The following is a 24,702-nucleotide window of genomic DNA, read 5'->3' on the forward strand; positions in this document are numbered from 1 at the left end:
AGTGAGTTCATGACGCGCGCAGTTCCCTGGTGAAGAGCCCCTGAGGACGAACCGACAGGATCACCACCAGCAGCACGAACGCGATGATGTCCTTGGAGTCGGTCGAGATATAGAACGCGCCGAAGCTCTCCGCCATGCCGATGATGAGCCCGCCGACGATCGCGCCCGGCACGCTGCCCATGCCGCCGAGAATGATGATCACGAAGGCCTTCAGGATCACCAACTGGCCCATCGCCGGATAAACCAGGTTGATCGGCGCGTAGAGGGTGGCGGCCACCGCGGCGAGCAGGCCGGAGATGCCGAAGGTGAGCATGGTCACCTTGTTCGCGTCGATGCCCATCAGCGACGCGCCTTCGCGATCCTGCGCCATCGCGATGATGCTCGAGCCGATCACCGTGAATCTGAGGAACAGTTGCAGCAGCACCACCAGCGCGAACGCGGCGCCGATGATCAGAAGACGCTGTAACGGCGCGCTTACGCCGCCCAGTTCGACGATGCCCGCATAAGGCGTCGGCATGCGGTGAAAGTCGGCGCCCCAGATCGCTTGCGCGCCGGCTTCGAGAAAGAGGAGCAGGCCGATCGCGGCGATCATCGGATGCAGTTCGGAGGACTTGCGCAGCGGATGAAACACGAGGCGCTCGGCGAGAATCGCGAGCAGCGCGACCGCGAGGCCGGCGCCGAGCATCGCGAGCCAGTAGTTCAGGCCGAGCCGGTTCATCAGGTAGAACGACACGAATGCGCCGACCATGTAGAACGCGCCGTGCGCGAAGTTCGGCACCGCGAGAATGCCGTAGACCAGCGTGAGGCCGAGCGCGACGAGGCTGTAAATGCCGCCGAGCGTCAACCCGTTGAGGACCTGCTGCAAGAACATATCCACGCTTTGACACCCTCCAGCCAGGCGCATCGTGCGAGCATGGCCCTTGGCTTCAGGGAGTGCCGCGCGAGCCGCCATACTTGCGGACGGGACAACCGCCGCTGCTCGAACCAGACGACGCTTGCCAACGGTTGAAAAAACGCACCTCGATGACGCTGACTTCTGAACGCGATGGGTGGTGGTGCGAAAGGAATTTGGCACGAGCGTTCGCTTTGCGTCAATAGGGTTTTGCATTCGATCGTTCTGCATTGCAGATTTTTCAGGGAAGTCACTTAGGCGGCTTGCCTTTTTGGCGAAGAATCGATGCAACATGCACGAATGCTTGGGCGGCACGCTGTGGCTTCTATCTGGTATGGATCGAGGGTTCGTGAAAGGGGTGGCATGACACTCGGTGGTGAAGACAGGGAGGACCGCTTGACATTGATTTCTCCGCGCCACTATTCTGCAATGCAGACATGTCAGCCCTCCCCACGCCGCGCCTCTGTTCCCATGAAGGTCACTCATGAATCCAGCACTCGACATTCCCAGCGTTCGTCACCTGGTGTCGCCAGAAGAATGGCAAATCCGCGTCGATCTCGCGGCTGCGTATCGACTGGTCGCGCTGTTCGGTTGGGACGATCTGGTCTTTACGCATATTTCGGCGCGCGTGCCGGGGCACGAGCACGAGTTTCTGATCAACCCGTACGGCCTTTTTTTCGAGGAGATCACCGCGTCGAGCCTCGTCAAAGTGGACCACGAGGGGCGCCCGGTCATGCCGACGACCTTCGACGTGAATCCCGCCGGCTTCGTCATTCATAGCGCCGTGCACGAGGCGCGGCCCGACGTGAATTGCGTGCTGCACACGCATACCGCGTATGGAGTGGCCGTCGCGGCGCAGCAGGACGGTCTGCTGCCGCTGTCGCAGCAATCGGCATTCGTGCTGACGAACCTCGCGTATCACGACTACGAAGGCGTCGCGTTGCGGGATGCCGAAAAGGCGACGCTCGTCGCCGACCTCGGCAGCGCCAATTCCATGATGTTGCGCAATCATGGCTTGCTGACCTGCGGTCGTTCGGTTGCCGAAGCATTTCAGGCGATGTATCTGTTCGAAACGTCATGCCGGATTCAGATTCTCGCGCAGGCAGGCGGCAAGCTGATCGAGGTGCCGCAGTCGATCATCGCGACGATGGAGGAGCAGGCGCGCGAAGTGAGTAAAGGCAAGGGCGCGGATCTGGTGTGGCCTGGTTTGCTGCGTCGTCTGACGCGGCGCAATCCGGGCTTCGACCAGTAGCCACCGACGCGTAGGCGCGAGCGCGCGCACACATGACCGAAGCGCCGCTCACGCGGCGCATCGGTCAACGGCGGTCGGTCTCGAGCAGAGCGCCGCGCCCTTGTTAGAACGTGTGACGGATGCCGACATTCACACCGGCCGTCGTGCCCGTCGGCAGGTTCAGCGCGTTGTTGACCGACAGCCCGTTGTGCATGCCACCATGATTGGTCACGAAGCCGACCTGTCCATAGGTCATGGTCGCCTTCGACAGCGAATACGTCAGCCCCGTCGACGCCAGCACCGAGTTGTTCGACGATTCATTCGCGTCGCGCGTGACCCATACGCCCGCGTCGACATTCAACGCCGGCGTGATTCGATAGCTCGCGCCGCCTGAATAGACACGACTGTTGAACGAGCCCGCGACCTTGTACTGCACGTACGACGCTTTCACCGTCAGGTCGTTGAAGACGTAGCTCGCGCCGATCGCTCGGCCGTTGAATTCGACTACGCTCGGCACCGGGATCGACGCCGCGCTGCCGCCGGCATTGCCGCTGTAGAGCGCGGCATCGACGGTCAATGCACCCAGGTGATAGCGCAGGCTGGCCGAGTACTGGCGGCCGGCCTGGAAATCGCCGGCCGCGCCGCCGAGCGCCAGCATCGCGCTGGCTTGCAGACCAGCGATCTCCGGCGACGTGTACGAAATGCCGTTGGGGTTGAAGAGGCCGGTGACATAGACATTGTTCAGGTAGGTGACGAGACCGCTGCCGAAGTACGCCATATCGCGCGGATCGAAGTCGTACACCGCGAGGAAGAACGGCGAGAACTGCAAGCCGGCCTTGACCGTGCCGAAGCGGCTTTCCACGCCAACATAGGCGAGGCGGCCGAACAGGTTGCTGTTCGAATTGCTGAGTGCGCCGGTGGCGACGCTGATGCCGCTTTCCAGCTGAAAGATCGCCCGCATGCCGCCGCCGAGATCTTCGGCGCCGCGCATGCCGAAGCGTGATCCGGACAGGCCGCTGTCGGTGAACGAGTATTGATGGCCAGCGCTCTGGCCGGTTGCCGGGTCGAGCGTTTTGTTGGTGTAGAGGAGCGACGCGTCGACGATACCGTACAGCGTGACGCTGCTTTGCGCATACGCGCGATGGGGCAAGCCCACTGCGCACGCACTCATCAATCCGAGAATGACGCCAATCCGATTACGATGACTTGCCGGCATGCTACGTGTCTCCTTGTTTTTTAGAATCGACTGAACGGGCGAATGCGGCGGGTGCTGCACGGTTCTCGCGACCTTCGCGTTTCTTCGCAACCTGTCGGGCATGGCAATGTCGATGGACGACAACGCGCCTTCGCAATCTGATCAGGGATGCGAAATATTGGCCTGGCGGGTACGCGCCTGAGTTGGATGCGGCTCGCCTGCGGGTTGGCAGATTGCGGGTCGGGCCGACGCTATGGCGCATTCATCGATTGCGTGCCTGGTGACAGGATGCACGCGCAATTTCGCACGACCGTTCGTTCGATGTCAACGGGGGAAATCAGGAGTTAGTCTGCAATGCAGGCCAAAATAGGGAAAACACCTGGCGTGCGCTGTGAATCGTATTTTTTAGATAAGCGCTTGCAATGAAGGGCAAGAAGTCGAACCGCAAGTTTGGATCACGAGCCGTCTGCTATTTTTACAGTTCTGCATTGCAGAACTGGCGTAGGAAAGCATGCGAAGTTCATTGACCGAGGTTGGCCACTATCATTTCCTCTCCCATCTGACAACTGCGCACTGACGCTGCGACGCGACATTCGCCAGATGCAATTACGCCGTTTGCCTGTAAGCTTTAACAGGCGAGCCCATACCGAACGAAGATCGCGTGCGACTCGCCGTCGTGAACGAAAAATCGCAAACAGCCTTCAATGCTATTGCCAACTTTCCAGAGGGAATATCCGTTATGAAGAGCATTGCCATTAAACGAATCATGCTTGGCGTTTCGGTCATCGCCATGGTGGCAGGCGGCATTCCGCTCGCCTTGGCACAGAACACTGGCGACGCGTCGGTTGCGCCGGCCGATGCGGCCACGACGCCGGCAAAGCCGACCAAAGCCGAGCGCAAGGCGGCACGCAAGCAGGCCCGCGCGAAGAAGAACGCCGAGTTGAAGAAGCTCGAAGACGCAGGCTATCAGCCGGCCGCGAACGACCCGAACTATCCGGCCAAGTTGCAGCAGGCCGAGAAGAAGGCCGCAGGCGCAAGCCAGTAAGCGATCAGGCAGACGCCCGGCGCGACGCAGTCCGTTCAGCGCGCGCCGAGCGTCTCGACCAGCATGTCAACGAAGGCTTTCACCCGCGCCGTCATCTGCAACTGCTGCGGATACACCGCGTAGATATCGGCGCCCGGTGTGCGGTAGTCGGGCAGCACATGAACGAGCCGGCCATCGGCGAGATACTCCGCGATATCCCACTCCGCCCGCATCAGAATTCCCAGTCCGTCCAGTGCCCACTTCACCGCGATTTCGCCGTCGTTGGTGGTGAGATTGCCGCGCACACGCACCGTCTCCGTTCTCTCGCTCGCGCCGCGTCCCGCTCGTCAGACACCATAGGCCGTAGCCGTCGTCGCCCTGGCGAATGCCGATGCAGTTGTGCTGCGCCAGCTCCGCCGGACTGCGCGGTGCACGCCGCCCGGCAAGATAGGCCGGGCGTGGTTCAAAGCCGACCGATGACGGGATTCAAGGATTTCCGCTGCGCGCGCATCATCCTGTCCGGCACCGAAATCGCGCACATGATCCGCAAGGGACAGATGCGTGATGATGGCGTCGCCTCGACTACTGCCGAGCAATTCTATTCTCTCGCGATGTAAATAGTCCTCTTCATCGCAGGCGCTTGCTCATCCCATCTTCGCGCGAGCGTGGATAATTGGCACACTTCCGTACAAATGCGTTACGGTCCGCTGGTTGTTCCCGTTGCCTGTTCAAAGGCCGCAAGCAGCGCTTCTGCGCGTGCTGTTCAACTCAAATGGGGGGAGATATGGATTCCGGAAAGTACCGTGGTGTCAGCAGAACAAGCCAAATGTATTCCTGTTTCTGTAACAAGGCGCTCGCGCAGTATGCGAATCGCCGCATCGGCGCCGACCTCGCGCGACGAGGATTTCTGATCGGCATGGGAGCGACCATGCTGAGTGCCGTACTCCCGGAACTCGTGCGGGCGCAGGGCTCGAGTCCCGCCGCCGCTGCGCCGCAGCCCGTCACGTTTACAAATTTCCGACTGTTCGACGGCAAGTCTGCCGGCCTGCGCGATGGGATGCATCTCGTCGTCGAAGGAAGCCGCATCTCACAGATGGGGCAAGGCCAGCCACCCGCTGCGAGCACGAGCCGCACAATCGATTGCGGCGGCAAGGTGATCATGCCGGGGTTGATCGAGATGCATTGGCATGCCATGCTCGCCTCACTGCCGATCCAGACGATCATGCAGGCCGACCTGGGCCTGGTGTATCTGGCTGCGAGTGCGGAAGCCCAGCGTACGCTGCTGCGCGGCTTCACGACGATACGCGACGTGGGCGGGCCAGCATTCGCGCTGAAGCAGGCTATCGATGCGGGGATGATTCCTGGCCCACGCATTTATCCGTCCGGCGCGATGATCACGACGACAGGCGGTCACGGCGATTTTCGCCCGCTCACGGCCATCCCTCGTACTACGGGCGAAGTCAGTGAGCAGGAAAGGGCTGGCGCGAATGCGATCGCCGATTCGGCGGACGAGGTGCGGTTACGCGTGCGCGAGCAGTTCCTGCAGGGCGCAACGCAGATCAAGATCGTGGGAGCCGGAGGCGTATCCACGCCGCGCAGTCCACTCGACATGCTGACCTTCACCGAGCAGCAACTGCGAGCAGCCGTCGAAACAGCCGGCGACTGGGGGACCTATGTGGCCGTTCATGCGTACACGTCACAAGCCGTGAAACGAGCCGTGGCGGCAGGCGCGCAATGCATCGAACATGGCCATCTGATCGATGATCATACAGCCGAGATCATGGCGAAGAACGGGACATGGTTGAGTACGCAGCCATTCGTGAACGAGGACGACGTCGGGCCGCTAACGGGACCGATCCTCGACAAGTTCCGGGAAGTCATCGTGGGGACCGACAACATGTACAAGCTCGCACGCAAGCACGGACTCAAGGTGGCGTTCGGGACCGACCTGATCTTCTCACCGGCGGTAGCGGCACGCCAGGGTTTGATGATCGGCAATATGACGCGCTGGTACAACGGCTCCGAGATTTTGCGGATGGTGACGGGGCGAAACGGGGAGTTGCTTGCGCTCTCCGGCGAGCGCAACCCCTATCCCGCCAAACTGGGTGTGCTGCAGCCGGGTGCATGGGCCGATTTGCTGGTCGTCGACGGCAACCCGCTGGACAATGTGGCACTGCTCGCCGATCCCGACACGAACCTGAAACTGATCATGAAGGATGGGCGCATCTATAAGGATGCCATGCAGACCTAGCTGTTCAGCGTCATCTACGCGGACACTGGCCGTGCCTCGATTGCGCCTGAGAAGCTGATGCGGGCACTGCTGTTGCAGGTGTTCTCCTCGGTGCGCAGCGAGCGCATGCTGATGGAGCAGATGCGCTACAACCTGCTGTTCCGCTGGTTCGTCGGGCTGGCGATTGAGGACGCCGTGTGGGACCACTCGGTGTTCTCGAAGAACCGCGACCGGTTGCTGGAGCATGAAGTCGTGGAAGCGTTCTTCACCGAAGTCATGACCCTGGCGGACAAGCGGGGCTTGCTGTCCAGAGACCATTTCTCGGTGGACGGCACGCCGATCCAGGCGTGGGCCAGTCACAAGAGCTTCCGCCACAAGGACGGCCCGGACGATGGTCCGCCAGCCGGCGGTGGCCGCAACGCCGACACTGACTGGAAGGGCGAGCGACGTAGCAATGCCACGCACGAGTCGACTACTGATCCGGAGGCGCGATTGTTCAAGAAGAGCCACAAGAGCCCGGCGATCCTGTGCTACCACGGGCACATCCTGATGGAGAACCGCTCGGGGCTGGTGGTCGGCGCCGTGGTCAGTCACGCGGATGGTTTCGCCGAGCGGGCCAGCGCGTTGCAATTGCTCGATTGCGTACCAGGCGCTCATGCGAAGACAGTCGGCGCCGACAAGGCGTATGACACCCGCGACTTCGTGAACGATTGCCGCGCTCGCAACGTGACACCGCATGTCGCGCGCAACGATGAGCGTTTGGGCGGCAGCGCAATCGACGGTCGCACTTCGCGGCATGCGGGCTACCGGATCAGCCAGATCATCCGCAAACGGATCGAAGAGCATTTCGGCTGGGGCAAGACCATCGGACGGATTCGGCAGACGGTCTATCGCGGCATCAAGCGCGTCGACCAGCACTTCAAGCTGACGATGGTTGCGAGCAATCTGACCTGCATGGCACGAATACCAGGTGTGGTGCTGCGCGGCTTTCCGTCTGTGCGACCAGCAGAGAGAACAACTCGACAAGCTGGTTACGCTCGCGGCGTCCGTATGCCGGAGTCCCGCGATAACGAACGAAGAAAGGGCGCAGCAGCGGACGTTGCTGCAACTGCTGGTTGATACGGGCGAGGCGTATCAGCGGAGCAACGAGTGCGATAGTGAACTGTTCCAGATCATCGCGCTAGACGCCAAGGGCGTGGCGCACAGCCGCATCACGGCCCGTGACGCGGCTAACCTGCTGTCCGATGCTGTACGAAGCGCTTCAGATAGCGATGCGGCGGATAGCGCTGTCGGCGTCATGCCGCGCCGACCGACGCGCACGAAAGCAGGTTCGGAGTCCGTCACCGCGCCGCACTGACCACAGGCGACACCGGTCGCACTGCTGAAGAAGGCGCGATTTTCATCGTGCCTTTTTAGCTTTCCTCGTCAAATCCCCGCAACTTCCCCCCGCCAGTACCGGGCGTTTCCGGCCCGGTCCCTGTCCAGCCCTTCTTTTCCCCGCTCGCCCATTTCCCGTATCAGCTTTCCGGTGTTCCCGATAGCGCCGGATGTTCGCGCCGGCAGTTTCAGATCAGTCCTATGGCAGTGCAGCGGCTAACTCTCGTATCCTCGGACTAGCATCGATAACGGTACAGGCAGAACACCAAGAAAGAAATCGGCCCGACGTTCACGAATTTGCGCTCCGGGAATAGATCACTCCGGCCAGTTCATGCAGTCAGGCCCCCTTGGGCGAATGAATGACTTCTGCGATTATTCGATCCTGTGGCTTTCCGTGCGGAGCGGGTAAGTCATGCTGACGTGACAAAGTTGCCTTGATCTTGGCTTGAATGTTGAGAGCCCTTTCCAGAGTTATCGAAGAACCATGTGGGCATCAAATCTATATCGTGCGTTCTCAATCCTGCTAGTTGGTTCGCCGGTGGAAATTGGCAGCGGCTATCGTTGGAAAAGCGGTTTATTGAGATTAGTTATAGTTCTTTCAGCTTGCTTTCCGTATGTTAATGCGCTTTATGCCGGCGCGTACAAAGGGGATTTGCCGCCGCTTACCCCGCTTATCAGCGGCAATGGGCATATAGAATTTAGGCGAGAATACAAAAGACCTGATTACGCCGTATTTCTTGACGAAGATGGAAAGAGTTATGTTTTTCAGGATTACTCCTCCCTTCACGCTATCCGGGATTTTGTAACTGAGCATCCCGACCAACGCCTGCATGTCAAAGGGTTCATTCTGAAGAATGGCGAGGGGTTCTTCTGGCCGACTTCGATTTCGACCATCGACGGCCAGATCTTGCTCGCACCTGACGAATTATCAAGAGAACTGGAAAATCACAGAGACATTTGGGGTGGCCTGCTTGCTATTCAGCAAATTTCGTTGTTACCACTCTGGATTATCTCGTTTTTCAACGTAGTAAAAATCGCACGCAGGCTGAAAAAGGGAGAAATTCAATGACTAGCGCGGCAATTTCCACTGAAGTTCAGGACATAATTAAAAGAGAATAGTTTTGTGTCGGGAAGACAGCACTACGATCTTTTTGGCAAAGACGAAGGTCCGTCCATCTGAATTTTCTAAATTGCAGCCGATCGGAGGGATTTATGAGTTATCCGCAGGAAAAGACTATGCATTGGCTTCCCGCTTTCAAGATATTATTTCTCGGCAAGTCTAAATTTATTGGCAAATATCCGCGCTGGAAGGCGGCCATACTTCATAGCGCTTTGGCGGCCTCAATTGCATTTCCGTTAGTCCAGGGAAAACAGACTGCCATCTATTCGGGAGCGTTTCCGCCGGATGTACCGGTTATTCGCGCGACGGGAGCATTTTTGCAGGTGACGCACGGACAGGCCTCGTACATTGCCTTCGTGACTGACGATGGGCAAACCTACAACATGGAGCGGGGAACTACCGTTCACGGCCGAAAGGACATGCCCCAAGATGATCCGCCCACACATGTCTATGTCGAAGGCTTCCTGCGCGCGAACGGTCAGGGGTATTTCTGGCCAACATTGATACGAACTCCTGATGGGAAATTGCTGCTCACCCCAAAGAGGTCAATGGAAGAACTCGGATCGTCAATAAGAGCGATAAATGAAGTTTCGTTTATTTGGGTCGCCGTGATTGTCTTTTTATGGATTCTGTCGGTTTATTTCATGTCCGCAGTTAAACGCAACGTCTCATTAGGGGTATGAGCATGGCTGGAGCAATATCGGTTGCACAGGCAGTAGAGGATTTGTTTTTGCAAGCAGTCGGTACGTCCACAGGTACGACCGATGCATTCAATTCGATCAACGGAGCGGTGACTTCCTCAGGTACGTTAAGCGTTCTAAATGCAATTGCTGGTGCTTCTGGCTTAGCAGGAGTTGGGGCGAGCACAGTCCAGCTGCTGCAAAAATACGCCGACAGTTCGTCAGAGGCGTCTGCACTTGTCAAGGGAATCGGTGACACAGCTGGACTGCTTGGCCTCGCTGCAAGTATAGGCGTTGTTGCTGACCAAGCGAACAATCCCAACGCCCAGGTCCAAAACAACTCGCTACTCAGCATGATTGGCAGCGGGCTGGGCGTGGCGGCGGCAAAGACACCGGAAGGAGCGGCGATACTCGCGGCGGGGTTGGCGATAGCCGCCGCCGGCTTCCTCGTTACAGGGGTTGCGGTGCCCGACGCCAGCAAGTTTGCGAATACCATTGCGCCGCTTCAAGACCTCGTCAACACCTACTACAACAGCCTGTCACCGGCTCAGCAAAGCAGTTTCGCGAGCAGTTTTACGACCAACGTTCAAGCCGTGTTCAATGGCGGGATGATGGTGCCGCAGGTCAACGCCTCAGGGCAAATCACCGGCTATGGCATAGACATCCCGACTGCTGTCCTGGCGCAGAGCGATGGCAGCACGCTCTACACCTTTGCATCAGGTGTCACGTATCAGCAAGGCGCATTTGCGAAGGCCGGCCCGTTATTGGAAACCGCGAACTCAAGTGAGAACATTTGGACGATTCCCGAAGCGACTTCAGGCACGGCAACGCTGGGCCTTTTTGGCGACGGCAGCTACGGCTACCAGTCCACGGACCAGAACGGTAACCGCGTGGCGGAAGTCTACATCGCTGGGACAGGTGGAAGCTATTCCGTCACCGCAGGAAGTGCCTCGACGTTTGTCACCGACAGCGGCACGAACAATCAGGTAACGGCTCCCACTGGAAGTTTTGTTGACCTGGTGGGCAATGCCGACAGGGCAAACGTCTCGAATGCCACGGTTATTGCCGAAGCCAATACGGCGTCTGTCGTTAGCGGGAATTCGAATACGGTGACTGCATCGGGTGTCAACGTTGGCGTTACCCTGCTAGGCAACAACGACGTTGTGAACTCAGCCATTGCCAATGACGGATTCGCGGTGACTGGCACGAACCTGACGTTTCACGGCGTCGGTGATGGACTTTCGCTTTTCCAGAACTCGAGCGCCAACGTGTACGGGGATGGCAATTCGGTGGCCGCTGCCGCCGCAGGGGTTAACGCAACGCTCTACGGCAACAATGACAGGATCGATTCAACGTTCATCAATACCAGTTGGGCGCTGGTTGGCACGAACCTGACGTTTCACGGCATCGGTGATGGACTTTCGCTTTTCCAGAACTCGAGCGCCAACGTGTACGGGGATAGCAATGCGGTGGCCGCTGCCGCCGCAGGGGTTAACGCAACACTCTACGGCAACAATGACAGGATCGATTCAACGTTCATCAATACCAGTTGGGCGCTGGTTGGCACGAACCTGACGTTTCACGGCGTCGGTGATGGACTTTCGCTTTTCCAGAACTCGAGCGCCAACGTGTACGGGGATGGCAATTCGGTGGCCGCTGCCGCCGCAGGGGTTAACGCAACACTCTACGGCAACAATGACAGGATCGATTCAACGTTCACCAATACCAGTTGGGCGCTGGTTGGCACGAACCTGACGTTTCACGGCGTCGGTGATGGACTTTCGCTTTTCCAGAACTCAAGCGCCAACGTGTACGGGGATAACAATGCGGTGGCCGCTGCCGCCGCAGGGGTCACGGCGACGCTCTACGGCAACAACGACAGGATCGATTCAACGTTCACCAATACCAGTTGGGCGCTGGTTGGCACGAACCTGACGTTTCACGGCGTCGGTGATGGACTTTCGCTTTTCCAGAACTCAAGCGCCAACGTGTACGGGGATAACAATGCGGTGGCCGCTGCCGCCGCAGGGGTCACGGCGACGCTCTACGGCAACAACGACAACCTGACCTCCCAGTTTGCCAACAATGGCTTTGCGGTGGTTGGCACGGGCCTCACGTTTCACGGCGCGGGCGACGGCATCACGTTTTTTCAGAATTCAGGCGGTATCGTGTACGGCGATTCGAACTCGATAGCTGCCAGCACCAATTCCGCCGTTGCAATGAATGGCAACGGGAACAATATTACCGCAGGCTCGAATTCAGTCGTGGTCGACAACGGCGTGAACAATACGATTAATGCGACCAACAGTGTGATCGTGCTTGGGCCCGAGAATATCGGTCAGACCATCTACATCTACGGTAGCGGCAATTACATCGATGCGACTGCGCTAAAAAGCTCAAATCCTCTAGTTCAGGCGACTATCGTGGTGCGAGGTACAGGCGATACGATCTACGGGAATAACAATACGATCATTGATCTTACTGGCACCAGCGGCAATACTGTTAACGGAAGCAATGTCTCCGTAAAAACCAACAATCCAAACTATACGCGAGGATCAGGCTCTGCCCCTTCAGGCGCTTACGGGCCACTCAACCCGGCATCGCCCGCAGGTACGCAAATTAACTTTCCGGACTACAGCCTGAACGATGATTCGTCCTCGGGCAGCATTGGATTTCCTGGCGATTGGTCGGACCCGATACTCTCGATGCCTTGGTACGATACGCCAGATTCTTCGGGACCCTCCCTTGACGTCGATATCCTTTGTTACTCGGGCGACCCGATTGTCCTGAACCTGAACGGCGGAAAGGTCGAAACCACTGCGTTGAGCTCGTCACCGGCATCGTTCGACATGCGGAACAATGGCCAGAAGGTTCAAACTGGCTGGGGGACGGCCGGCGAAGGCTATCTGGTCTACGACCCGAACGATGCGGGCAACACAACCGTTGTGAATCAGGACAGTCAGCTCGTCGCCGGTTTTGACGCGCTTCAGGCTCTGGCACGGCAGGTTGACGGAACCGGTAATGGATCGCTCACAGCGAACGACGCATTGTGGAATTCGCTGAAGGTGTGGGTCGATACCACAGGCACCGGGCAATTCCAGAGCGGTGAGCTATATAGTCTGGATCAGCTCGGCATTACGTCGATCAATCTGAACGGCGAGCAGGTCAACCAGGACAACAACGGTAACCAGATCCTGGTTGACAGCACGTTCACCTGGGCGAACGGCAGTACGGGCGACATCGCAGGAGTGAACCTCATGTTCAACCCGAACGCTACGCAGGACGCCGCTGCACCTACCGCGAGCCTGTCGGACTTGCAGATCAGTAACCTGATCGCCGGTATGGCGTCGTACGGGGTGCAACCGGCTGCCAGTTCGACGCTGGTCGCTGCATCGCTGCAACCGCAGCAGGCCACGCTCGCGGCAAACCTTCACTAACGCCTGATTCGACACACCGCCTGCGTCCGCATCCACATTGGTTGCGGACGCTGCGCGGGCATGGATTCTCTTTTCTTTCGTGCTGCTCAGGCGACACGGCTGTAGCGCTTAAAAATATAACTTGCCTGTGAATGCCCCCGACCTCATTGAACCGTCTGCTTCGCCCTCCAGCAACGCGCCAGATAATGCCTATCTCGATGAATCGAAAACCGATCCAGCCCTCGCCTGCCTGATCGTCATCGCACGTTTTCACGGCATCGCTGCGGACATGGCCCAGTTGCGGCACGCTGCAGCGCGGGGCGACCTCAAATTCGATAGCGATGCGCTGGTACTCAGCGCCCGCGCAATTGGTCTGAAAGCGAGACAGGTTCCCCTGCGCGTCGAGCGACTTGATCGCACTGCGTTACCCGCGCTCGCATTCGACAGGAACGGCAGACACTTCATCATCGCGCGCTGCGACGGCAGGACCGCGTTCATTCTCGAAGCCGACGCCCCGGCACCGGTGGTAGTCCCGCTGGAGACGCTGGCAGCGCGCACAACTGGCAGCATGCTGCTGTTCACCTCGCGCGCGTCACTTGCCGGAGAACTCGCGAAGTTCGACTTCTCATGGTTCATTCCGGCTATCGTCAGGTATCGCCGGCTGCTGCTTGAAGTGCTGGCCGTCTCGTTCGTTCTGCAACTGTTTGGTCTCGTCTCGCCGCTGATGTTTCAGGTGGTGATGGACAAGGTGCTGGTCAACCGGACCTACAGCACGCTGAACGTCGTCTGTGTAGCGCTGCTGGTGAGTGCGGTATTCGAGGTTCTGCTAACCGGGCTGCGCAACTATGTGTTCGCGCACACGACGAACCGGATTGACGTCGAACTCGGCGCGCGTCTTTTCCGGCACCTCGTCACGCTGCCGCTCGCCTATTTCGGTGCAAGGCGAGTAGGAGATACGGTCGCGCGGGTTCGTGAGCTGGAAAACATCCGCAATTTCCTCACCGGTCAGGCGCTGACCGCGTTCATCGACCTGACGTTCTCGTTCATTTTTCTCGGCGTGATGTGCCTGTACAGCGTCTGGCTCACGCTGACTGTCGCGCTCTCGTTGCCGGTCTACGCCGCGATTTCGGCGGGCCTCATACCGGTACTGCGTATCCGGCTGAACGAGAAGTTCGCACGCGGGGCCGATAACCAGTCTTTCCTTGTCGAGGCCGCGTCAGGCATCGAAACGGTCAAGGCGATGGCGGTCGAGCCGCAGTTCATCAAACGCTGGGAGACCCAGCTTGCCGCCTATGTTGCCGCGGGCTTTCGCGTCAGTTCGCTTGGCAACCTCGGGCAGCAGGCCATCCAGCTTGTGGGCAAGTTCGTGACGCTGGCGACGCTGTTTTTTGGCGCGAAGCTGGTCATCGACGGCAAGCTCACGGTGGGTGAGTTGATCGCCTTCAACATGATGTCGCAACGCGTCAGTGAGCCAGTACTGCGGCTCGCGCAACTCTGGCAGGATTTCCAGCAGGTCGGCATTTCGATGAGCCGCCTGGGCGACATTCTGAACGCACGGACCGAACTGCCACAAAGTCGTCAGGCGCTGCCGTCACTCCAAGGCAACGTGAAATTCGAGAACATCCGATTCCGCTATCGTCCGGATGGCCCACCGGTTCTCGACGGCATTGACCTCAATATCCGGGCCGGTCAGGTGATCGGTATTGTGGGCCGCTCCGGGTCTGGCAAAAGCACACTGACGAAACTGGTGCAACGCCTCTACGTCCCCGAGCAGGGCACCGTACGTATCGATGGTATCGATCTGGCGCTTGCCGATCCCGCCTGGCTGCGCCGCCAGATCGGCGTGGTGCTTCAGGAGAACCTGCTGTTCAACCGCTCGATCCGCGACAACATTGCATTGACCGACCCAGGGGCGCCGCTAACATCAATCATCCACGCAGCACAGCTCGCGGGCGCGCACGACTTCATCTGCGAATTGCCGGAAGCCTACGACACGCTGGTCGGAGAACACGGCTCGAACCTGTCGGGCGGCCAGCGGCAGCGTCTCGCGATTGCGCGTGCGCTGCTCACCAATCCGCGCATCCTGGTGTTCGACGAAGCGACCAGCGCGCTCGATTTCGAAACCGAGCGCATCATCCAGAACAACATGAAGGCCATGTGCGCGGGGCGAACCGTGATCATCATTGCGCACAGGCTCACGGCCGTCCGTCATGCCGACCAGATTGTCTCGATGGACAGGGGCCGCATCGTTGAGCGGGGTAATCACGCCTCATTACTCCAGCATGGCGGTTACTACGCTCACCTGGTATCGCTGCAGGACGGTGGCGCATGAAATTCCTGCATTCCGTCCGCTTGCAGGCGTTGGGCGACCTGTTTGCCCGCTACGCCGCTGTCTTTCGCAGTGCATGGGACATCCGCCACCAGTTTGATTCGCCCGAGCGGGCGGCTCACGAACTTGCGTTCCTGCCGGCCCAGCTCGAACTGGTTGAGACACCCGTTCATCCCGCACCGCGCTGGACCATGCGCGTTATTGTTGCCCTGGCGGTGCTGATCCTGCTGATTGGCATTGTCGGCCGACTGGACATCGTGGTCACGGCGAAGGGCAAGTTTGTCCCGAACGAGCGTGTCAAAGTCATCCAGCCCGCTATGACAGGGGTGATCCGGGAAATTTGGGTTCGCGACGGTCAGCAGGTCAGAGCGGGCCAGTTGCTGGTGAAACTCGACACGGCCCAGGCGGCGGCTGACGCACACAAGGCGGTGTCGTCGAAGCTTGATGCCGAACTGGGTGTTGCGCGCGCAACAGCGCTCCTTGCCGCGCAACATGACCATCATTCACCGCTAGTCGCACGGGTCGAAGACGCACCGGATGACCGGATGCGCGAAGCACAGCGCTTTGCCGAAGCCGCGTTTCGCGAGTATCAGGACAGGCTAGATAGCGCACAGGCCGAGCTACTCAAGCAGGAAGCCGCGCTCGACTCCACCCGTCAGGAGGTCGCGAAGCTCCGGGCCACGGCGCCGCTCGCGCGCCAGCAGGCCAACTCCTACCGGTCGCTCGCGGGCGATAAATACGTTGCGCAGAGCGACTATCTCGACAAGGAGCAGACCGCACTCGGCCAGGAGCATGAACTGGCCGCTCAGCAGAGCCATGCCCGTGAGCTGGCTGCGGGCGTTGCGGAACAGCGCGCGGAGATTGAATCGATCACTTCCAAATTCAGGCGCGACCAGCTTGATGAGCTGGAGAAGGACACGCAGCAGGCGACCCAGAGCCGCGATGACGAGACCAAGGCACAAACGCGCCAGGCATTGCTGAGTCTCACCGCGCCGGTGGCCGGGACCGTCCAGCAACTGGCCACGCATACGCTCGGCGGTGTCGTGACCACGGCCCAGTCACTGATGGAGATCGTGCCGGACGACACTCTGGAAGTCGAGGCGCAACTGGAGAACAAGGATATCGGTTTCGTAGACGTCGGCCAGAAGGTGGCAGTCAAGGTCGAAGCTTTCCCGTACACCCGTTTTGGGTTTATCGGTGGCACGGTGATATCGGTGTCGAACGATGCGGTGCAGGACAAAAAGCTCGGCCTGACGTTTGCGGTCCGTATCCACCTGGCGACCAACAGGATTCGCGTGGAAAACAGGTGGATCACGCTGACCCCCGGCATGCAGGTGACGGCTGATATCAAGACCGGCAGGCGCAGCGTGGCGGGGTACTTTCTTGGCCCGCTGATGGAAAGCGCGCAGGAGAGCATGCGTGAGCGCTAGGCGGATGGTATTGATTGCCTGTGCGGCAGCGCTTTTCGCGTCGCCATCGGCGCGTGCCTTCGACGTACTCCGCACCGCCGGCGGAATTTCGGCGACCCCGGCGGGCGCTATCGTGCCCGACATTGCTGGATGTCAGTTTGGGCCACCTGCCAGGCCGCTGCTCCTGAGTGAAGCCGTCGAACGGGCGCTGTGTGGCAACCCGAAGACGCGCGCGGCATGGGCCGATGTCAAGGCTCAGGCGGCAGGCGTAGGTGTTGCCCGTGCGGCGTATCTGCCGACCATTACAGGCAATGGACAGTTCGTGCGCGATAACGCCGTGACCGAAGTCACGGGCCATCCCAACCTGAGTTCCGCGACGCTTGCAACGGTCCACGCGGAGAGCCTGTCGCTGAACTGGACGCTGTACGACTTCGGCGCACGCGGCGCAGCGCTCAGGAATGTGTCGGCGCTGCTGGCCGCCTCACAGTCCGCGCAGAATGCGACACTCCAGAGCCTGTTCGCGGCGGTGGCCAAAGACTATTACGCAGCGCAGGCCGCCGCGGGCGCGCTCGAGGTGGCGCTCGATGTCGAACATATGGCGGGCGACAGTGCGAAGGTTGCGTCGACGCGCGTTGACAAGGGGATTGCCCCAATCTCGGATGCATTGCAGGCGCAGACCGCATACACCCGGGCTGTACTGGACCGCGTCAAGGCACAGGGCACGTGGCAGACGGCGGTGGGGACTCTGGCATCAGCTCTGAACCTCTCGCCCGACCTTCCATTGGAACTTCCGGCAGTCACCGACGGTGTGCAGCCAGACGCCGCGTTTGCGCAATCGGTAGGTGAACTGATGGAGGACGCGAGGCGCACGCATCCCAGCGTGATGGCTGCGCAGGCCCAGGTGGATGCTGCGGCAGCGAAAGTAGACCAGACGCGTGCGGAAGGACTGCCGAGCCTTAGCCTGGTGTCGAAGTACAGCCGTAACAACCAGCCCGCGACGTTAGGACTGGGTATCCCGGAGTATCCGGCCACGGGCCGCGAATGGTATGTCGGCGTGCAGTTGACGATTCCGTTTTTCGAAGGCTTCAGCCGCACGTATCAGGTCCGCCAGACGCAGGCTCAGCTGGAGAAGCAGCAGGATGCTCTGGACGGCGTGCGCCAGCAGGTCGGGCTTGAAGTCTGGAACAGTTACCAGGCCGTTCAGACCTCAACCGACACGGCCAAGGAAAGTGCCGCTCTGCTGGATATCGCACAGCGATCGTTCGCCGCGGCCCAGCGGCGCTATCTGGCGGGCGTCGGAAATATTCTCGAACTGCTTAACGCGCAGATGGCGCTGGCGAACGCGCAGCAGCAGCGCGTGCAGGCGCTGGCCGACTGGCGCTCCGCGCGGCTGCGCCTTGCCGGCAGCCTCGGACGACTTGGGCCCGATGACATGCGTTGAACGACGCATGCAGGGGTTCAGTTGTTCGCGCAGCTTAACTGACTGACAGCCACCCAATTCATTACTTGCTCCAACTTGGAATTTGTGGCGGAACTACATTAAAGGAATGCAAAAGAGATGCTCTATCACCTGGATACATGCTCGATCTTTCACGGCATACTGGTAGTGGAAGGCTGGTCCGAATACGGCGCGCCACACGTGTTATGCAAGGACACCCGACTGGTCTCTACTGCGATGCCCGTCCCACGACCTGACGTAGTGGAAAAGTACGGCGAAGGGGCAGCGAAATGGGGATTCAAGGTCTGCACCGCCCTGCCGCCGTCCGTGCGGAGTCAGGACATAGCACTTCTGTTCGGCGGTACGGAAATTGTCCCGTCTCCGGGCGCGTCTTTGGTAGCGGAGGAAAACCACCGTTTCAATACGATGACGCAAACGCTGCTGAAGCAATCCAGGCCCGGCGATAGAGTGCTTGAAATCGGTTCGCGCGCACGCAGCGGGAACAGTCATCGCCATCTTGTTCACCCGGACGTTGACTATGTGGGGATTGATATCAGCACTGGGCCGGGCGTCGATGTTGTCGGCGACGCGCATCATCTTAGCCGACACGTAACGGGGCAGTTCGATACGATTTTCTCGATTTCGGTATTCGAGCACCTTCTGATGCCTTGGATGGTGGCGATCGAGATGAACAAAATGTTGAAGCTAGGCGGGATTGCCTATATCCAGTCGCATCCGTCATGGCCACTTCATTACGAACCATGGGATTTCTGGCGATTTTCCAAGGATGCGTGGGAAGGCCTGTTCAATGCTCACACCGGATTTGAGATGCTTGACAAAGGTCACACACTGCGGAGTTGGATTGTTCCTGAGTGCACCGCTTTACCGCATCTTGAACCGGGTCTCGATCGCGGGCGAACTTACCTTTGCAGCGCATGCCTGGTAAGGAAGATAGGTCCGGCCAAAGTTCAATGGAACGCAGAAGCTGGAGAGGTCTATAACCTGGCGTATAACCATCGGTAGTTGTACAGACCTGAACCGGAGCAGCGAGAGCGCCCGTTCACAATAAAGAAACGTGCGGGGTACGCCGATCTACAAACCTTCGGGCTTTCCGACTGCCCGGGTCACTTTGGGTTTCCAGTTGACCGCGCAGTTCTGACCGGCGGTCTATTCGTTGTTCCCCGGAAGGGTGGCATCTGACTCTCTCAGGGGTGCCGCCTTCCTTTAACGCCCGCCTCGCGCGGGCGTCTTTTCATGCCTTGCGCCGACCGCGTTCGCTTGCGGCCGGCAAATGGTCGACTAATCAGAGCCTGAAATCCGCTGCACGTCGCGCCACTTCGGACGGGGCGAAGTCGAACCGCTCGCGCAGGCTTTCAAGCGTTTCCCCGGTGAGGTCTTCGGAGATCAACGCTCTCACCGGTACGCGGCTGGGCTTTATGTCGTGGCGGCGAGTCTTGCGGTGTCCGCTGTGCTGACGCTGGCGATTGGGCGGCGGGGGTATCGGGCGGCCCATGCGTCGCAGTGATCTGACGAGAGCGCACGCGTTGCGCTCTACGCTTTGCGCTACCGTTGCGCGGCAACGATGCGGGCCGCGATCACGGTGAAAACCGGGCACAGCGCGACTGCCCGCTGCTGCACCTTCGACAATGCAATGCTGTCTCCGGCGATCGCCGTAAAGACGGCGCGTAGTGCGCAAGTCCTCGCGAGTTAGCGTTGCTGTGCATTCACGACTCAACGGAACACGGCGCCGGCAGCACCGAGGCCGGTCGCCGGATTAGCCGCATCGCATCGACCCACATGGGTGTGCGGCCGCATGCCCCTGCTGCGCTCGCGGCACCCACACATTTGCCTCCCCGCGCCATGCGTATCTGCTTTGACGCGACATCCCCGCCAAGCCCAGGCAACACCGGCCAAACCCTTACCCCATAAGCCTTGCGCGACCACGAGGCGGCCTGCGCCCCCCACCAGGTGTCGTATTTCCTCATGTGGTTGTCGCAAATAGTCGGCAACGCGCACTTTTTTCTGGCAACTATGTATGCACAGCGCGGACGGACGTCCGCGACGCAAGCAACTTCGTGCATGGGACGGGACTAGGCGCTAAAGCGCTAAGTCGACACAGGAGAGCGTTCAATGAATTCCCCGAAAGTCGTGGTCGAAGGGCTGTGCAAGGTGTTCGGCTCCAGCCCGAAAGAGGCGCTCGCCATGCTAGCGGCCGGCGCAACCAAAGAGGACGTCTTTGCGCGCACCGGTCAGATCGTCGGCGTCCACAACGTCTCGTTCGACGTGAAGGAAGGCGAGATCTTCGTGCTCATGGGCCTCTCCGGCTCCGGCAAGTCGACGCTGATCCGTCTGATCAATCGGCTGGTCGAACCGACGGCGGGCAAGGTGCTGATCGACGGCCGCGACGTGGCGAGCGTGCCGCGTTCGGAACTCATCGCGCTGCGCCGCAAGGACATGAGCATGGTGTTCCAGTCGTTCGCGCTCATGCCGCAGCGCACCGTGCTCTCCAACGCCGCGTTCGGGCTCGAAGTGGCGGGCGTCGGCCGCAAGGAACGCGAAACGCGCGCGATGACCGTGCTCGAGCAGGTCGGCCTCGCGCCGTTCGCGGAAAAGCTGCCGGCCCAACTCTCGGGCGGCATGCAGCAGCGCGTCGGACTCGCGCGGGCGCTCGCGGTCAACCCGTCGCTGATGATCATGGACGAAGCGTTTTCCGCGCTCGACCCGCTCAAGCGCAAGGAAATGCAGAACGTGCTGCTCGAACTGCAACGCGAGCAGCAGCGCACCATCCTGTTCGTGTCGCACGATCTGGAAGAGGCGATGCGCATCGGCACCCGCATCGCGATCATGGAAGGCGGCCGGGTCGTGCAGATCGGCACGCCGCAGGAAATCATCACGAATCCCGCCGACGACTACGTGCGCGCGTTCTTCGAGGGCATCGACACGAGCCGCTACCTGACCGCGGGCGATCTGATGCAGACCGACGCCGTGCCGCTCATGCAGCACTCGCCGCAGATCGATGCGTCGAGCGTCGCGGCCACGCTCAACGGCAGCGCCGACTACGCGTTCGTGCTCGACAGTGAACGCAAGATTCGCGGCTTCGTGTGCCGCGATGCGCTCGGCAGCGCGTCGCCGCTGCTCAACCAGATCGAATGCATCCGCCGCAGCACGCCGCTCGACGATGTAGTCGAACGCGTGGTGGCGAGCCGCGCGCCCCTGCCGGTCGTCGAAGCGGACGGCTCTTACTGTGGTTCGGTCAACAAGACGAACGTGTTGAACGTTCTCACGCGCCATCGAGGTTCCCATGTCTGAAATCATTCCGCTTGGCGCCTGGGTCGATCACGGCGTTCACTATCTGCTCGACCACGACGCGAAGACGTTCGACGCGATCGGCAAGGTCATCGAGAGTTTCGCTGCGCTCGTCGAACACGGCTTGCAGGCCGTGCCGATGTGGGCGCTGATGGCGATCTTCGTCGGCATTGGCCTGTGGCGGGTCGGCTGGCGTTTCGCGCTGTTCACGCTGCTCGCGATGCTGCTGATCTACAGCACCGGCTTCTGGGACCAGATGGTGATCACGCTCGGCCTCACGCTGTCGTCGACGGTGATCAGCCTGCTGCTCGGCATTCCGCTCGGCATCTGGATGGCGAAGAGCCGCACTGTCGAAATGATCGTGCGCCCCGTGCTCGACCTGATGCAGACCATGCCCGCGTTCGTCTACCTGATTCCGGCCGCCATGCTGTTCGGCCTCGGCCGCGTGCCGGGCATTCTGTCGACGGTGATCTTCGCGATGCCGCCCGCGGTGCGACTGACCTCGCTCGGCATCAAGCACGTGAACCGCGAGATCGTCGAAGCGGGCCAGGCGTTCGGCTGCACGCCGTGGCAACTGCTCTACAAGGTGCAGTTTCCGAATGCGCTGCCCTCGATCATGACGGGTGTGAACCAGACCATCATGATGGCTCTGTCGATGGTGATCATCGCGTCGATGGTCGGCGCGGGCGGTCTCGGCAACGACGTGCTGGCAAGCATTCAGCGGCTCGATATCGGACTCGGATTCGAAAGCGGCCTCTCGGTGGTGATGCTCGCGATCATTCTGGACCGCATCACGGAGAGCTTCGGCCGCGCGCCGGGCATGGCGCGCGCGCCGCTGCTGTCGGGCTTGCGCAGCGTGATGAAAGTGCGCCGCGCGCCGGCCGCGCAACACGGTTGAGCCGCCGATGAAGCGCGACGCGCTCACACCGGCCGAGCCCCAGGCGGATTCGCGGTTGGCGGGGCTCGCGCACGTCGGCTTTCTGACGCTGCCGAACTTTTCGATGATCGCCTTCACGAGCGCGGTCGAAGTGCTGCGCATGGCGAATTACGTGGGCCGCGCGCAGCATTACCGGTGGTCGGTCATCACGCCGGACGGCGAACCGGCGCGCGCCAGCAACGGCATCACGGTGAAGCCGACCACGACGCTCGCCGAAGCCGGCATGCCTGACGTGCTGTTCGTCTGTGCCGGCTGGCACGTGCGCGATTACGTCGACGAAACGGTGATCGCGTTGCTGCGCGAGGTGGCCACGCAAGGCATTCCGCTCGGCGGCATCTGCACGGGGCCCTACGCGCTGCTGGCCGCGGGCCTGCTCGACGGGTATCGCGCCACCGTGCATTGGGAGGACATGTCGCCGTTGCACAAGAGTTACCCGCACGTGCGCTTTGCCGACGAGCTGTTCGTGATCGACCGCGACCGGATGACCTGCACGGGCGGCACCGCGCCGCTCGATCTGATGCTCAAGCTGGTCGGCATGCGTCTGGGCCATGCGGTGGCGGCGCAGGTGTCCGAGCAGTTCATCGTCGAACGGATTCGCGGCTCGACCGACTATCAGCACATCCCCGTCGACGCGCGGGTCGGCTTCTCGCGCGCCGAGCTGGTCGAAGTGGTGCGGCTGATGGAGGCGAATATCGAGGAGCCGTTGTCGCTCGACGAACTCGCGCGCCTCGTGCGTCTGTCGCAACGCCATTTGCAGCGCATGTTCAAGATGTTTCTCAACGTCTCGCCGACGCATTACTACCTGACGCTGCGTCTGCGACGCGCGCGCGAGCTGCTGCGCAATACGGACGCGTCGATCGCGCGGGTCACGGCGGTGTGCGGCTTTCATTCGCCATGTCATTTCAGCAAGGCGTACCGCGCGCAATTCGGCCATGCGCCGAGTGTCGAGCGGCGGCTGTCGGCGTGAAAAAACTTCGATCCGGTGCAACCGGGTCGATCGACACAATCAGTTTGATCCACCATCCGAGGGAGAGGGAACGCCATGAAACGTCTGTGGGCCGCGTCGTTGTGCGCGCTGTCTGTATCGTCTGCCTTTGCCGCGGAACCCGCCACCTGCCGCAACGTCCGTTTCGCGGATGTCGGTTGGACCGATATCGCGGCGACCACCGGCCTCGCGTCGACAGTGCTCGAAGGACTCGGCTACAAGCCGAGCAAAACGATCGCGTCGGTGCCGATTACTTTCGCGGGCGTGAAGGGCAAACAGATCGACGTGTTTCTCGGCTACTGGTCGCCGACCATGGACCCGATGATCGAGCCGTTCAGAAAGGGCGGTCAGATCACCGTGCTGACCCCGCCGAACCTGACCGGCGCGAAGTACACGCTGGCGGTGCCCGATTACACGTATCAGGCGGGCATCAAGACGTTCGCCGACATCGCGAAGAATTACGACAAGCTCGACGGCAAGATCTATGGGATCGAGCCGGGCAACGACGGCAATGCGGAGATCCGGAAGATGATCGACAGCAACCAGTTCGGGCTCGGCAAGTTCAAACTGGTGGAGTCGAGCGAGGCGGGCATGCTGGTCGAGGTGAACCGCGCGATCCGCGACAGGAAGCCGATCGTGTTTCTCGGCTGGGAACCACATCCGATGAACGTGCAGATGAAGATCGATTATCTGTCCGGCGGCGACGCGGTGTTCGGCCCGAACTACGGCGAAGCGAAAGTGCTGACGGTCACGTCGAACGATTATTCGACGCGCTGTCCGAACGTCGCCAAACTGGTGTCGAACCTGCAGTTCACGACCGACATGGAGAACCACGTGATGCTGCCGATCATGAACAGGACCGATCCGAACAAGGCCGCGCGCGCGTGGCTGAAGGACAATCCGGGCGTGCTGGACAAGTGGCTGGCGGGTGTGAAGACGTTCGACGGCAAGGACGGGTTGCCCGCGGTGAAGGCTTATATAGCGGGGCAGTGAGCGCTTTTAGTGTTCGCATTGCCGCGGGCGGTGGCCCGTGGCAGCGGCACGCAGCACGTGACAGGGCGACGGCGAACGCCATGCCGTCCAACGCGAGTGAACCATACGCACCGAACGTGCAACCGTGCGTGCGCCCCGCC

Annotated in this window: 15 protein-coding genes and 4 pseudogenes; 16 read left to right on the plus strand and 3 right to left on the minus strand. The window is 60.5% G+C overall.

What is annotated here, in order from left to right; all coding sequences use genetic code 11:
* Positions 1-7: 7 nt before the first annotated feature.
* Positions 8-877, minus strand: coding sequence for a branched-chain amino acid ABC transporter permease (locus B0G69_RS25125; protein ID WP_121322031.1), 870 nt, complete (start codon positions 875-877; stop codon positions 8-10).
* A gap of 499 nt (positions 878-1,376) precedes the next feature.
* Here B0G69_RS25125 and B0G69_RS25130 point away from each other — a divergent pair, with 499 nt between their 5' ends.
* Positions 1,377-2,144: a class II aldolase/adducin family protein gene (locus tag B0G69_RS25130; RefSeq protein ID WP_121322033.1), complete on the plus strand. Its 768-nt coding sequence runs from the start codon at positions 1,377-1,379 to the stop codon at positions 2,142-2,144.
* Between the two features lie 103 nt (positions 2,145-2,247).
* Here B0G69_RS25130 and B0G69_RS25135 read toward each other — a convergent pair whose 3' ends face one another.
* Complete coding sequence (locus B0G69_RS25135; protein WP_121323869.1) at positions 2,248-3,294, minus strand: porin; 1,047 nt, start codon at positions 3,292-3,294, stop codon at positions 2,248-2,250.
* 763 nt (positions 3,295-4,057) lie between these two features.
* On the opposite strand from B0G69_RS25135, the gene B0G69_RS25140 reads away from it, so the two are divergent.
* Positions 4,058-4,363: a hypothetical protein gene (locus tag B0G69_RS25140; protein ID WP_175165173.1), complete on the plus strand. Its 306-nt coding sequence runs from the start codon at positions 4,058-4,060 to the stop codon at positions 4,361-4,363.
* A 35-nt stretch (positions 4,364-4,398) separates the two neighbouring features.
* Here the strand turns inward: B0G69_RS25140 and B0G69_RS25145 are convergent.
* Positions 4,399-4,798: pseudogene (locus B0G69_RS25145) on the minus strand (LysR substrate-binding domain-containing protein); the annotation flags it as partial.
* Positions 4,799-4,812: 14 nt separating this feature from the next.
* On the opposite strand from B0G69_RS25145, the pseudogene B0G69_RS25150 reads away from it, so the two are divergent.
* From B0G69_RS25150 to B0G69_RS25220, 14 genes and pseudogenes are all read left to right on the plus strand, one after another.
* Positions 4,813-4,959: pseudogene (locus tag B0G69_RS25150) on the plus strand (IS6 family transposase); the annotation flags it as partial.
* Between the two features lie 542 nt (positions 4,960-5,501).
* A pseudogene (locus B0G69_RS42815) lies at positions 5,502-7,538 on the plus strand (IS5 family transposase); the annotation flags it as partial.
* Positions 7,539-7,554: 16 nt separating this feature from the next.
* Positions 7,555-7,833, plus strand: a pseudogene (locus B0G69_RS42060) (hypothetical protein); the annotation flags it as partial.
* Positions 7,834-8,433: 600 nt separating this feature from the next.
* Positions 8,434-9,018 carry a hypothetical protein gene (locus B0G69_RS40720; protein WP_147440770.1) on the plus strand — a complete coding sequence of 195 codons (585 nt, stop codon included), beginning with the start codon at positions 8,434-8,436 and terminating at the stop codon, positions 9,016-9,018.
* Positions 9,019-9,161: 143 nt separating this feature from the next.
* Positions 9,162-9,752 carry a hypothetical protein gene (locus B0G69_RS25170; RefSeq protein ID WP_121322039.1) on the plus strand — a complete coding sequence of 197 codons (591 nt, stop codon included), beginning with the start codon at positions 9,162-9,164 and terminating at the stop codon, positions 9,750-9,752.
* Positions 9,753-9,754: 2 nt separating this feature from the next.
* Positions 9,755-13,186, plus strand: a complete 3,432-nt coding sequence (locus B0G69_RS25175) for a hypothetical protein (protein ID WP_147440771.1) — start codon at positions 9,755-9,757, stop codon at positions 13,184-13,186.
* Positions 13,187-13,313: 127 nt separating this feature from the next.
* Positions 13,314-15,497 carry a type I secretion system permease/ATPase gene (locus B0G69_RS25180; protein WP_277873562.1) on the plus strand — a complete coding sequence of 728 codons (2,184 nt, stop codon included), beginning with the start codon at positions 13,314-13,316 and terminating at the stop codon, positions 15,495-15,497.
* Positions 15,494-16,924, plus strand: a complete 1,431-nt coding sequence (locus tag B0G69_RS25185; protein ID WP_121322043.1) for an HlyD family type I secretion periplasmic adaptor subunit — start codon at positions 15,494-15,496, stop codon at positions 16,922-16,924. Before B0G69_RS25180 ends, B0G69_RS25185 begins: the two co-directional genes overlap by 4 nt.
* Positions 16,914-18,344, plus strand: a complete 1,431-nt coding sequence (locus B0G69_RS25190; protein ID WP_347232514.1) for a TolC family protein — start codon at positions 16,914-16,916, stop codon at positions 18,342-18,344. Before B0G69_RS25185 ends, B0G69_RS25190 begins: the two co-directional genes overlap by 11 nt.
* Before the next feature lie 117 nt (positions 18,345-18,461).
* Positions 18,462-19,364 (plus strand): methyltransferase domain-containing protein, encoded by a 903-nt coding sequence (locus B0G69_RS25195; protein ID WP_121322047.1) that lies wholly within the window; start codon positions 18,462-18,464, stop codon positions 19,362-19,364.
* 1,107 nt (positions 19,365-20,471) lie between these two features.
* The gene (locus B0G69_RS25205; RefSeq protein ID WP_121322049.1) at positions 20,472-21,650 is read left to right on the plus strand and encodes a glycine betaine/L-proline ABC transporter ATP-binding protein; all 1,179 of its coding nucleotides are present in this window, start codon (positions 20,472-20,474) and stop codon (positions 21,648-21,650) included.
* Positions 21,643-22,545, plus strand: coding sequence for a choline ABC transporter permease subunit (gene choW, locus B0G69_RS25210; protein ID WP_121322052.1), 903 nt, complete (start codon positions 21,643-21,645; stop codon positions 22,543-22,545). The genes B0G69_RS25205 and choW overlap by 8 nt, the downstream gene beginning before the upstream one ends.
* 7 nt (positions 22,546-22,552) lie before the next feature.
* On the plus strand, positions 22,553-23,551 hold the full coding sequence (locus tag B0G69_RS25215) for a GlxA family transcriptional regulator (protein WP_121322054.1): 999 nt from the start codon (positions 22,553-22,555) through the stop codon (positions 23,549-23,551).
* Between the two features lie 75 nt (positions 23,552-23,626).
* Positions 23,627-24,562, plus strand: a complete 936-nt coding sequence (locus tag B0G69_RS25220) for a choline ABC transporter substrate-binding protein (RefSeq protein ID WP_121322056.1) — start codon at positions 23,627-23,629, stop codon at positions 24,560-24,562.
* Positions 24,563-24,702: the final 140 nt, after the last annotated feature.

Origin of the sequence: Paraburkholderia sp. RAU2J (assembly GCF_003634845.1) — a bacterium.
Lineage (GTDB): Bacteria > Pseudomonadota > Gammaproteobacteria > Burkholderiales > Burkholderiaceae > Paraburkholderia > Paraburkholderia fynbosensis.